We start from the raw sequence: 14,119 nt of genomic DNA on the forward strand, positions 1-14,119 counted from the left end.
TGTTAGCGAGTTACCTTACGCGGTCACGTCCAGTTGGCCGCCAGCACAGGCTGCAAGGCCTGCTGTTCGGCGGCGCCGAAGGTCATGGTCGCCGGGGCTGCCGGCGCGAACGCCGCCATGGCCTGGACCAGGTTCTCCACATCGTTCTCCAGCAACCGATGACGGTCGCCGGTCATGATGTCCCGTGGCCGCTCAGGGGTGCTGGCATACCAGTTATGCAGCGTGACCTCCTGCTGGCTGCCGATGACCGAGATCTGCAGGTCCTGCCCTTCGTGCTGGAACCACAGGCGCTCGGGGCTGATGTCCTGGCCGAACACCAACTGGCCCATGCGGCCGCTGAACTCGAGGTCGTTGACCCCATGCCCGACTTCCACGGTCGGCATGCTGCCGCTGACCACCACCTTGTTATTGCCATTACCCAGTTTCACCGCGCTGAAGGAGCCGCTGTCGGTAATGTCGTTGTTGCCATGGCCGACCGTGAGCTTGCTGATATCGCCGGTCACGACATTGTTGCCGTTACCCAGGGTAATCTCGGCGCGGCTGCCGGTCACGTTGACCTTGTTGTCGCCGTTACCGGCGGCCAGCTTGGCGCTCGAGGCCTCCACATTGATGGTCTTGCTCTCGTCCCCCAGGGTGACGTTGGCGAAGAACCCCTTGACCGTCATGGTGTTGGGGTCACTGGCCACAGGGGCGGGATCGACCGTCGGCAACGGGCTCAGCGTGAGCGGATCGCGCGACGAGCTGGTCACCGGGTCCACGGTGGTGGGTGTCGGACGCGAACGGATTCTGTCGCGGATCGAAGCGAACGAGAAATCATCGGTGTCGGTCACCGACGGCACCGGATCATCGAACTTGAACCGCGGATCCGACGCCGTCGGGAAATCGGGCACAGTCACCCGCGGACGGCTCACAATATCCAGGTCGCGGTGGCTGGTATCGACCACCGGGATATCGGGAATCACGATCGGCCTCGGGCTCGGCACATCCACCGGCGTGCGGCCGCCTTGATCGCGGCCGACCGGTCCGATTTCCGGCCGCTTCGACGGCTCCAGCGTACCGATGCCGCGCTCGGCGAGAATCTGCTCGATGGTCTTGTGCTCGGGAACCGTCGCCCCCCGATCGCCGCCACGCTCGGCCAGGATCTGGTCGACGGTCTTGTGCTCCGGCACTTTCGGATTCAGATCAACACCGCGTTCGGCGAGGATCTGGTCGATGGTCTTGGTGGGCGGCAAGGTGATGTCCGGGATCGTGACCGAAGGTCGCAACACCGGGTCGATAACTGGCACAGTGACCGTCGGGTGCAGGTCGACGGGAGGCAGCGGCCGCACCACCGAAGGCTGGTCGACGCCAGGACGCTCGACCGCTGGTGTCGACGTACCCGGTACAGTCACCGTCGGCTGTTCCACCGGAGCCACCACCGGGCCGACCGGCGCCACCACGTCCGGCGCATGCTCGGCGAAGATGAAGTCCGAAGCACTGACCTGCGCCACGTCCAGCGCATCCAGGTACACCAGGTTGACGTTCGAGGCAGCGCCCTGGGCGCCGTTGCGTGCCACGTACACCCCATGAATCTGGGTCAGGCCGTTGAGGGTGGCGCGGTTCTTGTGCTCGATGGTCAGCTGGCTGAAATCGGTCACTCCGGTCTGGCGCAGGTCGATCTTGTCGATGCCGTGGCGGAACCCGCGCAGGGCGTTGTTGTAGTCCTTGACGCCCGGCTGCGCCGCCACCACGAACACGTCCGAGGTCGCGCTGTCATGGCTGTAGATAGTGCCGCTCAAGGACGCCACCATCTTGCCCTGGGCGTCGCTGCTGTACATCACGCCCTTGGCGCCGCCGTTGAGCAGCACGGTGCCCAGGCCTTCCTGCGGCTTGACCGCCGAAGCGTCGCTGTTGACGTAGGCCGTCGGCGCGACAAAGGTGTCCTGGAACTTGAAGTTCGCCGCACCGATCCCCGCCAGCGCCTGGTTCTTCAGGACAATGCTCTGCCCCTTGGCCAGGTCGACCCGCACGTCGGCGCCTTGCTGGCTGAGCACCAGGTCGCTGAACTTCTTCCCGGCAAAGCCCACCAGGTCGATGATCTCACCACGTGCGGCCTCGAAATTGGCGATGACATCGCTGCCGCCGTCGCGGCGGTGGACCACGAAGAAGTCCTTGCCCGCACCACCGGTCAGGCTGTTGTTGCCGCGCCCGCCATCGAGCAAGGCATCGGCCTTGCCGGCCACCAGCGTATCGTTGCCGTCGCCGGTGACGATGTTCTGGATGCTCGACGGATTCTTTATCGTCAGGGCCGCGCCGCCGATGCTGGCGACGCCGGTCTGCAGGTTGACCGAGGTATCCCCCGACACCGCCGCCGCGTTGAGGGTATTGCGCCCGCCCGCCACGCCATTGACCGCATCGTCCAGCACGGCGCGATTGGCATGCCCGACCACCGCCTTGAGGTATTCGTCGGTGTAGAAGTAGGTGTCGTCCGGGGTGCTCTTGCTGCCGTACAGGCGCAGCGACCAGGCGTTGAGGGTGACCGGTAGGCCCGTGGCCGAATCGCTCACCTGCAAGGTCCAGTTGCCCGCCGAGCGCTCGCCGAAGTCATGGGTCGACATGAAGGTGTATTTGAACGACCCCGACTGGGTACTGCCGACGTCGCTGGCACTCGCTCCCGGCATGCCGTCCGGCACCTTGCCCTGGCGGTTGAGCAGGATGCTCTGGGTGCCGTCGGGCGAGATCAGCTTCAGCGTCAGGTCGCCAAGGCGGCCGACCTGGGCGTCGAAATCGATCTCGACGTGCTCGACATTCAAGCCGGCATTCATGGCGATGGACGAGCTCAGCGTGGCCCCCGCCGCCAGGGTCTTGCCGAGGGCGCCGCTGGAGGCGCTGTACACATACTCGTTGGCCCCGGTGCTCTGGGTCATCCAGGCCTCGGCCAAGCGCACCGCGGCCCGCGCGTCGACTTCGCCGAAGCCGTAGTCGTTGCTGGTGTGCATGCCGCCGCCGTTCCAGTTGTGGGCGGCGTTGTCGCTCCATTGGGTGGACGGGTCGTTGATCGTGCGCGCCGACAACGCGAGGATCTGCTGCACGTCGCGGTAACCCAGGTTCGGGTTGGCCTCGAGCATCAGCGCGACGATGCCGGAAACGATCGGCGCGGCGAAGCTGGTGCCCTGCATGCTGGTGTAGTCGTTGCCGAAGGTCGAACCGCGGTCGGTTTCCAGCATGTGGCTGGTGGACACCACATTGCTGCCCGGCGCCGAGACCAGCAGGCTGGCCCCCGGGTTGGAGAACGGTGTGGAACCGATCTGCAACGTCGACAGGTCGCCCTGGGCGTTGATCGCGCCGACTTCCACCGAGAAGCGATTGTTGTTGGTCAACGAACCCTGGGCATTGCCGCCGGTCGCCCGGCTGTTGCCGCCCGCGGCGACGATCACCGTACCCAGGCCGCCGCGACCGTTACTCGCCGCGTACTGGGCATTCATGCTCAGCGCGGTGGCGGTGTTGACGAAGCCGTCCTGGAAACTGCTGAGGGCGAAATCGTGAGTGAAGCCCCAGCTGTTGTTGGCGATATCGAAGCTGACCATATGCCCCAGCCCGGCGAGGTCGGCGCCGCTGTTGGCCAGGTAGTAGCCGCCCAGCGTCGCGCCGTAGGCCACGCCCACGCCACCGGCGCCGTTCTTGGCGGCGACCATCACGCCGGCCACCATGGTCGCGTGGTTGGACACCAGCCCCGGCAAGCTGCCGTTGCTGCGTTGGGTCTGCAACCAGGCCTGGTCGACGTTGGCGGCCAGGTCCGGGTGGGCGATATCGAAGATCTCGGGAGCGGTAGCAAACTGACCGCCCGGCTCGAACTGGCCGATGCGCACGCCCTTGCCGGTGTAGTCCTTCCAGACCGGCAGCACGTTGGTATCGCTCAGGTACCACTCCTGGGCCGCCAGCGGGTCCAGCGGCACTTCCGGGGTCAGCAGGGTCACCCCGGCGCGCATCGGCGCGGTCTGCCCGCTGCTCAGGTCCACCACCGAAGCCGACAGGTTGCCGGCGGCGTCGACCACGCCGTACTTGAAGCTGAGCAGGCCGGTGTAACGCGCATCCGGGGTAAAGAGTACGTCGCCCTGGGCCGTGAGGCTGACGGTGCCGCCGACCGCGTCGCCGACATTGGCGATGCGCAGCGCACCCTGGCTATTGAGCTGCTGATCGTTGGCCAGCAGGCTCTGGGCCGAAATCAGGTGGGCCCGGGTGCGGTCGAAGGCCTTGCCGTCCTTGTCGAGGGTCAGCACGTCGGCCACCGGCATGGCGTTAGGCGTTTGCAGGTCGACCGCCGAGATATCCGAGAAATTCAGCTTCTGGATATTTTTCAGGGTCACGGTGCCGTCGCGCCCGGCCACCTTATCGGCCACTTCGTAGCCGCTGGCGGTGCGGGTGATGCGGTAGTCGCCATGGTTGCCGTGCAGGGTCACCAGGTTGATCCCGCCGTCGCCGTCGATGCTCGCGTTGCCGTGACCGACTTCGATCACATCGTTGCCCGCGCCGCCGAAAATCCGGTCGGCGCCGCCACCAGCGTGAATGATGCTGCCGCCCTCGGCGGCGTAGATCACGTCGCCCTGGGGCCCGGCGTAGATCACCGCCTTGCCGCTGCCGCCGATGATGGTGTTGTGGCCGCTGCCGCCGACCAATACGTCGTTGCCGCCACCGCCCACCAGGGTCGAATGGCCGGAACCGCCCTTGATAAAGGCGCTGCCGTTGCCGCCGCTCATGATCGTGTCATTGCCGCTGCCGCCCTGGGCAATGGTCAGGCCGGCCTGGGCCATGTTCAGCACCACGCCTTTGTCGCCGACGACGATCACCGTGTCGTGGCCGCCATTGCCGTGGATGTTCTTCATGTCGTCCGAGGCGCTGACCACAAACACGTCGTCGCCCTTGCCGCCGACATAGGTGTTGCTGCCGCCGCCACCGACCAGCCAGCCGCCCGCCGGCGCGGCGATCAGCGTGTCGTTGCCGCTGCCGCCGTACAGGTTGCCCACGCCCAGCTGCGCCGCGTCCAGGGTTTCGCCGGTGGCGCTCTGGCTGGCGTAGGCAGTGGTGGTGATGCCGTTGCTGGTGGAGGTCACCTTGGTGCCCGCGCCCTGGGCATTCAGGGTGTTGCTGACCGGGTCGCCGAGGAAGTCCACCGCCAGCGCTTCCTGGCTCTTGCCATTGATGGTGAACGAACCGGTGGCGAGTACCCGGTTGCCATCACGCACTTCGGTTTGCGTGGACGCCGCCGCGCGCACGTTGATCTGGGTGATGCCCAGCTCGGCCAGGGTCTTGAGCTCGCCGGCATCGACTTTCGCGTCGTGAGTACCATCGACCCAGACCCGCAGCTTGCTCCAGATCGGATCGCGCGAGTCGATCACCCCGTCCTTGTTGCCGTCCTCGCTGGCCAACGCGGCGAAACCGTCCTTGAACTTCGTCTCGCCCGCCGCGCCGTTCACCCCGGCCTTGCCACCGTAGTACTCGGAGAACATCTGGCTGACGTCCTTGATCTGGCCGCTGCCATCGTCGATCACCAGCATGCCGGTGCTGCGATCCGCCCAACCGCTGCGCTTGAGCGTGCCGCTGTGGTCGGTGTCGAACAGCACGCCGTCACGGATATCGGTCATGTGCACGCCGTTGCCGGTCAGGTCCAGCAGCAGCGGGTCGACGTAAGTGTTGAAGGTGGTCATGGCCGACAGACCGTTCAGGGTCACGGCATTGCGCAGGCTGAAATCAGGCTTGGTGCTGTCCGGGGTCTGGTAGAAGTTCGACAGGTAGGTGTTGGGCCGGGCATTGGGATCGAGCTGCATCTCCCCGGGACGAATACCGCCCGAGGCCAGGCTGGCCATCTGGGTGGAGGTGAAATCGGTTTTGCTCAGGATGCCGCCGACGGCAAAGATGCTGTTGGTCGCCGAGTTTTGAATGAAACCGTTGGCGACATCCTGCTGGGCTTTGCTTTCGCCCTGGATGTGTTGTTGGGGTTGGGGCGAGGGGTTGATCTCGACTTTGATGAGATCAGTCTGAGGTGCTGTCGAAGCCTTGCCGCTCTCATCGACAATCAACCCACGCACCCACCTGGCAACCTGGCCGCCCAGGCTGGAGATGACAGTCCCGACTCCCGAAGGCGAATCGACGCGATTGATCCAGCTCATTGCAGCTTGCTTGGTTTCAGCCGTGCCGATCTGGGCGGCCAGCGACATGAGCTTGTCCGTACCGGCAGAAAGCTCCAACTCGCGCCCTACACTACCGGCGGACTCCAGAACGCTTTGCCAGTAACTCTCGCGACTGTTTTCACCCATCACTTGAAAGACCGAGTTCAAGGTCCAGGCATCGGCCGGCAGGCCATTGTTATTGAAAACCTTGCGGTGAAAACTCCAGGCCTCGTCATGGGTGATATCGGCGGATACCACGCCCTTGGCATTGAGGTTTGCGCTCAATGTATTGACGTACTCGCTGGCCATCTGTCGACGGATAAGATTCACGTCGGCCTCGGACATGACGTGCCCCGCTTCCGACGCCGTCATCTTCATGAAGTTGATCGCGACTTCACCGGCTACGGAGTCTCCCTTTGCCACTCCGTTGGCAAGCACGGCATATTTGTAACCCTTGGACGCCAAGTAGTCATACATGGCCCCCGGGCCTGTCGAGTTCAGCAACTCTTTAGCGTGATTCAAATCTACAGCGGTTAAAGCTTGAGGCACAGAAACGCTCCCTATTTCACGACACTAGATAAAACAAATTCCTTGACGGAACTTTCAATACGTTTCCAGTCTTTTAGTTTTTCCGGCGTAAAGCCTACTTTCAGCAGAGCTTCCAGCTCATTCAGGACAAACTCTTCGCGGCAGTTGTAATAACCCGATCCGCCCCTGTTTCCGAGACACTCGAATATCGCCTGGACTTGTCCACCCTGTTCTTTCCAGTAATAAGCATTCAGAACATCTGGAAAGGTTTTGTCTTGACGCGTGACAAAGTAGAGCCCCAGTTCCTCGGCATAAGCGGGGGGAGCAATACTTTCTCCCTGCCCATAGCCCAGCAGCGCATCGAGCCTTGTGCGCAGGTCGAAAGCCTCGGCTCCAGTGGGCGCCAACACCACTTCCAGGCCATCGAACTTCAATCCGTCACGAAAATACTCGGACTGTTTCGCCGGTTGCAGCTGCGGCCATGTCATCACCAGGGGCAAGGAAACCAGCTCGGCATCACAGCCCTTCTTATTCTGGGCACGGTTCTTATCCCAGGTGCTCGCCCCTTCATACTCGGCCCAGAAAACCACGTAATTGCGCGGCACAACCAGCGTTTTCCCGGAGAGACGACCACATATGGGCTGTGTCGATACAACGCTCTCGACACTTGAAGTATCTGGAGAACTCATCACAAGATAAATGCAGTAAAAAAGCCCCGCACCCAAGGCAAGCGCAATACAAACCCGAAGCAGTTGCCATACCCGAATGCACGTTTTCAACAAAAACCGTTTAAGAGCAAGAGACATCTTTCCTCACCTTCCCCCTAGAAAATATTCACTGCCTTACTGCAGCATTGCCACTCCCCAACCCCAGGAGAACTTACGAAAATCAACTTCCCGGCTCACCCCATGAAGAAGCAACTTCTCAGCGATAACCCGCAAACCTGATCTGCACATTCCCCGACGCATCCGTCCCGCGCAAACTCAGGTTGCGACTGAACATCCGTGTGCCACCCAACGCAAAATCAACGCGCAGATCGAAATCGGAATCCCAGCGCACTTTCGGTGAAGGCGCCCGATCAAGAAAGTTGTCGCACTCCCCCGAATAAACCCGGTAGTCATTACTTTTAATCGCGTCTTCCACATCCAGCAGGCTGTTGAATACAAGCACCTCGTCAGAACAAAACGGCGCTATCGCCCCGCCTCCCGAGCGGGAAACCAGGACGGCGCTGTAACGTCCATTCGGCGAGGGATAGACCTGGGTATACAGATCATCGTCGGGATCGGCGCTCATGCCGATTAACCTGGTCACGCCATACTTGAGCACGGCGAGAAAACCGATCGCCGCCAGTACAAACTTCAATAACCCCATCACTCGCACGTTCTTCCTTTGCGGCAACACTCAACGCTCGCGCAAACTCTCATCCACATGCTGCTGCAACGGGCTCAGGAAGTAGTCGATCACCCGACGCTGATCGGTCTTCACTTCCGCCGTGACCGACATCCCCGGCGACAGCGCCACGCGCTGGCCGTTGACCAGCAGGTGGTCGGACTTCAGGCGGATGCGGCTGCTGTAGATGGGCCCGCGTTTTTCGTCGTCGATGGCATCGTTCGAGACGCTGAGCACTTCGCCGTCGACGGTGCCGTATTTAGTGAACGTGAAGGTCTCCACTTTGACCGTGACCGGCTGGCCGGCGCGGACGAAGCCCACGTCCTTGTTTTCCAGCATGGCTTCCACTTCGACCGGCTGATCGGCGGGCACGACGACCATCAGCGGCTGGGCCGGGGTGACCACGCCGCCGACGGTGTGGATGGCCAGTTGCTGAACCGTGCCGTCCACCGGCGCCTTGAGGCTGGTCAGGGTTTCCTGGTAACGGGCCTTGGCCAGTTCCTGGACCAGGCTCGCGGCCTTTTGATTGGCTTCCTGCTGCAAATCGAGCATGGCCCGGCGATTCTGCGCGACCACGCCTTCGCGCCGGCGCCGCGCCTCGCTCTGGGCGGCCGTGGACTGCAGGACACTGGCTTGCTGCACGCTCAACTGCCGTTGCAGGTCCAGGCGCGCCTGTTCCTTTTCCAGGTACTCGTGGCGCGCCACATACTGCTGCTCCAGCAGCCGCCGATAGTCCTCGGCCAGTTGCGTGGCTATCGGCAGCGTCTGGCGCAGGCTGGCCACCTGGGCCTGGGCCGACTGGATTTCGGCGCTGCGCTGGAGGATTTCCGCGTCCACCAGGTCCAGGTTGCTGCGGTATTCCTGATACTGCCCCTGCAGCCAGCGCTGGGCACTGAGCACCTGCTGCGGGTCGGCATCGGCGATGGCGCCGCGCAGCTCTGCCGGCGGCTTCTGCTGGTTGATCGCGTCGAGCATCGCCGCACTGCGCGCGCTGTCGATGTGGGCCGCGAGCAGATCGCTGCGAATCCGCCGGACGTCGGCGTCGGCCGCCGTGGGGTCGAGTTCCACCAGCAGCTCGCCCTCCTTCACCGTCTGGCCGTCGCCGACATGGATGGCCCTGACCACCGCCGTTTCGCTGGACTGGATCAGCTTGGTCTTGCCGTTGGGCACGATCTTGCCGGACGCCACCGCCACCACCTCGATCTTGCCCAGGCAGGCCCACAACAAGGCCAGCACGGCGAAACCCATGATGCCCCAGGCAAAGATCCGCGGTGCCGGATGCACGGGCGTGTCCTGCAACTCCAGCGCGGCGGGCAAGAACTGCGCTTCATGGGGCAGGCGCGGCACGCTGTCCATGCGTTTGCGCTGGCGCCAGGACTCGCGCCAGGCGTGACGGTAACGCTGCATTAACGAGGGCGTTGCGCTCATGGAAAATCGATCCTTGAATCCGGAAAACGGTGAGTGCCGGCGCGCCTGAAATCGAGCGCGCCGGGCCGGTCGTGGCCCGTGGCCGCAGGGCCGCTCAGCCCTGCTGCATACGGTGCAGACGCGAGTAATGGCCGGCCTGGTGCGCCAGCAGTTCGGCATGGTTGCCCTGCTCGACGATCTGCCCGCGATCGACCACCAGGATGCGGTTGGCATCGCGCACCGCCGACAAGCGGTGGGCGATGATGATCACCGTGCGCCCGGCACAGATGCTCTGCATGTTCTGCTGGATGATCCGTTCGGACTCGTAGTCCAGCGCACTGGTGGCTTCGTCGAAGATCAGGATCCGCGGGTTGCCGATCAGGGCGCGGGCAATGGCGATACGTTGCCGCTGGCCCCCGGAAAGCGAAGCGCCGTGCTCGCCGACCAGGGTGTCGTAGCCCTCGGGCAACTCCAGGATGAACTCATGGGCGCCGGCCATGCTGGCCGCGTGCATCACCGCTTCGAGCGGCGTGCCTGGATCGCTCAGGGCGATGTTTTCCCGGATGCTGCGGTTGAACAGCATATTGTCCTGCAGCACCACGCCGATCTGCCGGCGCAGGGAGGAAACGTCGGCCAGCGCCAGGTCCATGCCATCGACCAGCACCCGCCCGCGCTCGGGCACGTACAGGCGCTGGAGCAAGCGCGTCAGGGTGCTTTTGCCGGAGCCGGAGCGCCCCACCACACCGATCACTTCGCCAGCGGCGATGCGCAGGTTGATCCCGCGCAGGATCTCCGAACCGTCGGCGCGATAGCGGAAATGCACCTGGTCGAATTCGATCTGCCCCTTGAGCGGCGGCAAGGCGCTGCGGGTCGCCTGGGACAGCTCGGTGCGGGTGTTGAGGATATCGCCCAGGCGCTGCACCGACACCCCGGTCTGCTGGAAGCTGGTCCACAACTGCGCCAGGCGCATGATCGGGCCGCTGACCCGCCCGGCCAGCATGTTGAAGGCGATCAGTTCGCCCACCGACAGTTGCCCGTCGATCACCAGCCGGGCCCCCAGCCAGAGCGTCGCCACCGTGACCAGCTTGCCGATCAGCCCCACGCTCTCGTTGGCGATGGTGGACAGGGTCTGGGTCTTGAACCCGGCCGCCACATAGGCCGCCATCTGGTTGTCCCACTTGCGGATCGCCTGGGGTTCGACGGCCATGGATTTCACGGTGTCGATGCCGTTCACCGTCTCCACCAGGAAGGCCTGGTTCTCCGCGCCGCGAGCGAAACTGTCCTGCAACCGGGCGCGCAGCAACGGGGTGACGAACAGCGAGACCACGACATACAAGGGCAGCGACAGCACCACCACCAGGGTCAGCCAGCCGCTGTAGGAAAACATCACCAGGATAAACACCAGCGAGAACAGCACATCCAGCAACAGGGTGATGGCGTTGCCGGTCAGGAAGCTGCGGATGTTCTCCAGCTCGCGCACCCGGGCCACCGAATCGCCGACCCGGCGCGCCTGGAAGTACGCCAGCGGCAGGTTGATCAGATGCCGGAACAGCCGCGAGCCCAGCTCCACGTCGATCCGGCTCGCGGTATGGGCGAACACATAACTGCGCAAACCGCTCAGGGCCGACTCGAAGAGCATGATGCCCAGCAGCCCCGCGGCGATCACATCGAGGGTGGTCAACCCGTGGTGCACCAGCACCTTGTCCATCACCACCTGGAAAAACAGTGGCGTCACCAGGGCGAACAGCTGCAGGGCGAAGGACACCAGCAGCACTTCGCCGAGCAACTTGCGGTATTTGACGATGGCAGGGATGAACCAGGTGAAGTCGAACCGCGAGGTTTCCCCCGGCAGCCCCGCCTCGGAGCGCAGCAGCAGCAACTCGCCGGTCCAGCGCGCCGCCAGGGCTTCGAGGGAGATGACTTGAGGCCGCTCCGCGCGCGGGTCCTGGATCAGCGCCTGGCCGTTGTCCAGCCTGGCGATGATGAAAAAGCTGCCATCGCCATCGACCGCGATCGCCGGCAATGGCGTACGGTCCAGGCGGGCGACGGTGGTACTGACCGACTTGGCCTTGAGCCCCAGCTTGCGCGCGGCCAGCAGCAGTTCACGCTGGGTGAATGGCTGGTTCGCCGGGGCGAATTCGTGAGCCAGTTGCTCGGCGGAGGCCGCCACCGAATGAAACCGCGCCAGCATCACCAGGCACACGAGACCGGTGTCTGGCATGGGCGATGCGTCGCCCCTTCCTTGATCACTCATAAGCTTCCATGCTGCCGCCGCGCGGCAATAAACCACAAATATTTCAAGATGTTATATCAATCCTGAAACAATTAGTATCAATACGACATCACTGCATGAGATTTATTTCACTCATGCGTATGAATCCACAGTCAGAGCGCCTTGCGCTCCTGTGGCGGCAGGAAATCCCGGTCGGCGTCGTAGTCCTTGGTCAGGTACAGCGCCAGATCGTTGAGGTCCTTTGGGCTCAGGGTGCCCGCCGCTTGCTTGAGCTTGAGCGTGTCGATGATGTAGTCGTAGCGCGCGTTGTTGTATTCGCGCACGGCGCTGTACAACTGGCGCTGGGCATTGAGCACATCCGCGGTATTGCGCGAGCCCAGGTCACGCCCCACCTGGTTGGCCTTGACCGACGCCTGGCCGGAGCGAATCGTCTGCCGGCGGGCAATCACCTGTTCGATATCGGAATTCACCGCGCGATGGAAGTTGCGGGTGTTCTGCACCACTTCCCGGCGCCGGTCCTCGCGCTCGTCTTCGCTCTGGGCCAGGCGCTCGGTGGCTTCGCGCACCTGCGAGCGGGTCATGCCGCCCGAGTACAGGGGAATGTTCAGTTCCAGGCCGATGCTGCCCTGGGTGACATTGTCCCGATAGCCATCGCGCCCGAAGTCGGTGGGGTTGCTGTAGCCGAAGCTGTCGTTATCGCCCTTGCGCCAGGAGGCCACCGCATCGACGGTCGGCGCGTAACCGGCCTTGCGCTGCCGGTTGGTCTGCTCCGCCGCCAGCACCGCGTAACTGCTGGCCTGCAACGCCAGGTTCTGGCGGACCGCCAGGCGCACCCATTCGTTGGCATCGTTGGGCACCGGCAGCTCCACGGGCAACCGATGCTCAATCCCCTCGATCGCCGAATACTCCTGGCGGGTCAGCCGGGACAACGCCTCGAAGGCATCGTCGACCTTGCGCTCGGCAAGTTTGCGATTGGCGCTGGCATTGTCATGGGCGGCCTCGGCGTCGAGCACGTCGGTGATACTCGATGCGCCATTCGCCAGGCGTGCCTGGGCTTGCTGCCGCTGGCGTTCGAGGGCCGCTTCCTCGGCCCTGGAGGCCGCCAGCAGATCCAGGGCGCGCAGGGTTTCGAAGTAGGCCTCGGCGCTCGTCAGCACCAGCGCCTGCTCTTTCGCCCCCAACTCAAGCTCGGCCTGCGCGGTGCTGGCCTGGGCGGCTTCCAGCTGAAACCAGCGGTCGGCACGGAACAGCGGCTGGTTGAGGTTGGCCTGGAATACCGTGGTGCTGCGGGTGCGGGTCAGGCCGGGCTCATCCCGCTGCAGGCGCACGGACTCCAGGGTGCTCCCGGCATTGAGAGTAGGCAGCAAGCCGGCCCGGGCCTGGGGGACGCTTTCCCGCTGCGCCAGGTAGTCATGGCGCGCCGCGGACAGCTGAGCGTCATGCTCCACCGCCTGGCGGTAGACCTCGAGCAGCTCGGCGCGGTTGGAAGAGACAGCGGCAACAGCCGGGCTCGCCACCATTGCCAGCATGAGCAAGGGCAAGGGCGAGAAAAAACGCGGGAAGTGAGTCATAACAATCCATGTCGCCTTCGGTAAAACGATTCAGCCATGCTGATCAGGGCGCGCATCCTACGCCTGGGCCAGGGGAGTCACAAGCTGATTTGTGGCCACTTGATATCACCCCGAAGAAACCCTGAGCACCTCGGCGCTGGCGCACCGCCCGGCTATAGGGGAGATGACGGCATCCACGGCCTGGAACAGCGCGGGTGTGCCACGGGAGCGGAATCGGCGGGGAAAGAGTGAACAGCGGGAAACAGATCCCTGCACGCCACCCTTCCGGGCGACGCGCAGGGATCCAGGCCGTTATCAGAAGGTCACGCTGGCACTCAGCCGCGCGGTGCGTGGCTCACCGACGTTGACCTGCAGCTGGCTGCCGGTGGACGACGGGTAGTACTGCTTGTCGAACAGGTTGTCGACGTTGAATTGCAGGCTCGTCTTGTAGCCGAACAGCGGCGATTCCCAGCGCACGAAAGCATCGGCCACGGTGTAGCTGCTGAGCCAGAAATCGTTGGCGTTGTTGGCCGCCCGTTCGCCGATATAACGCGCGCCGCCGCCAGCGTGCCAGGCGCCGAATTCGGCGGGCACGTTCAGGTGGTGGCTCAGGTACAGGCTGGCGGTGTGTTTCGGCGCGTTAGCCAGGCGATGGCCTTCGTTGCTCGGGTCGTCGAGGATCTCGCTGTGGTTGTAGGCGTAGGTGCCGATCAGGTCCCAGCGCTCGGCGATGCGCCCGGTGACGTCCAGTTCCACGCCCTGGGAGCCGACCTTGCCGGCGGCTTCCGAGAGGCTCACGCCGTTGACCGTGGTCGTGGTCACCACGTTCTTCTTCTCGATGTCGTACAGCGCCAGGTTGATGTTCA

At 63.8% G+C, this 14,119-nt stretch carries 7 protein-coding genes; all 7 read right to left on the reverse strand.

The window, feature by feature from the left end:
- Nucleotides 1-23: 23 nt before the first annotated feature.
- Nucleotides 24-5,843 (reverse strand): S8 family serine peptidase, encoded by a 5,820-nt coding sequence (locus ACQKQA_RS05995; RefSeq protein WP_427554525.1) that lies wholly within the window; start codon nucleotides 5,841-5,843, stop codon nucleotides 24-26.
- 863 nt (nucleotides 5,844-6,706) lie between these two features.
- On the reverse strand, nucleotides 6,707-7,480 hold the full coding sequence (locus ACQKQA_RS06000) for a hypothetical protein (RefSeq protein WP_427554503.1): 774 nt from the start codon (nucleotides 7,478-7,480) through the stop codon (nucleotides 6,707-6,709).
- Between the two features lie 118 nt (nucleotides 7,481-7,598).
- Complete coding sequence (locus ACQKQA_RS06005; RefSeq protein WP_427554505.1) at nucleotides 7,599-8,045, reverse strand: hypothetical protein; 447 nt, start codon at nucleotides 8,043-8,045, stop codon at nucleotides 7,599-7,601.
- A 30-nt stretch (nucleotides 8,046-8,075) separates the two neighbouring features.
- Nucleotides 8,076-9,491 carry an HlyD family type I secretion periplasmic adaptor subunit gene (locus ACQKQA_RS06010; protein ID WP_427554507.1) on the reverse strand — a complete coding sequence of 472 codons (1,416 nt, stop codon included), beginning with the start codon at nucleotides 9,489-9,491 and terminating at the stop codon, nucleotides 8,076-8,078.
- Between the two features lie 94 nt (nucleotides 9,492-9,585).
- Nucleotides 9,586-11,724, reverse strand: a complete 2,139-nt coding sequence (locus ACQKQA_RS06015) for a type I secretion system permease/ATPase (protein ID WP_427554508.1) — start codon at nucleotides 11,722-11,724, stop codon at nucleotides 9,586-9,588.
- A gap of 131 nt (nucleotides 11,725-11,855) precedes the next feature.
- Entirely contained in the window at nucleotides 11,856-13,274 is a 1,419-nt protein-coding gene (locus tag ACQKQA_RS06020; protein WP_427554509.1) for a TolC family outer membrane protein, read from the reverse strand.
- A 294-nt stretch (nucleotides 13,275-13,568) separates the two neighbouring features.
- Nucleotides 13,569-14,119, reverse strand: a 551-nt coding sequence (locus tag ACQKQA_RS06025; protein WP_427554511.1) for a TonB-dependent siderophore receptor, incomplete at its 5' end; no start/stop codon positions are given.

Origin of the sequence: Pseudomonas sp. NPDC089530 (assembly GCF_050280705.1) — a bacterium.
Lineage (GTDB): Bacteria > Pseudomonadota > Gammaproteobacteria > Pseudomonadales > Pseudomonadaceae > Aquipseudomonas.

Coding starts and splice junctions, on each gene's coding strand:
- ACQKQA_RS06020 (WP_427554509.1), bottom strand. CDS start 13,274: ATGACTCACTTCCCGCGTTTTTTCTCGCCCTTGCCCTTGCTCATGCTG.
- ACQKQA_RS06005 (WP_427554505.1), bottom strand. CDS start 8,045: ATGGGGTTATTGAAGTTTGTACTGGCGGCGATCGGTTTTCTCGCCGTG.
- ACQKQA_RS06010 (WP_427554507.1), bottom strand. CDS start 9,491: ATGAGCGCAACGCCCTCGTTAATGCAGCGTTACCGTCACGCCTGGCGC.
- ACQKQA_RS05995 (WP_427554525.1), bottom strand. CDS start 5,843: ATGGCCAGCCTGGCCTCGGGCGGTATTCGTCCCGGGGAGATGCAGCTC.
- ACQKQA_RS06000 (WP_427554503.1), bottom strand. CDS start 7,480: ATGTCTCTTGCTCTTAAACGGTTTTTGTTGAAAACGTGCATTCGGGTA.
- ACQKQA_RS06015 (WP_427554508.1), bottom strand. CDS start 11,724: ATGAGTGATCAAGGAAGGGGCGACGCATCGCCCATGCCAGACACCGGT.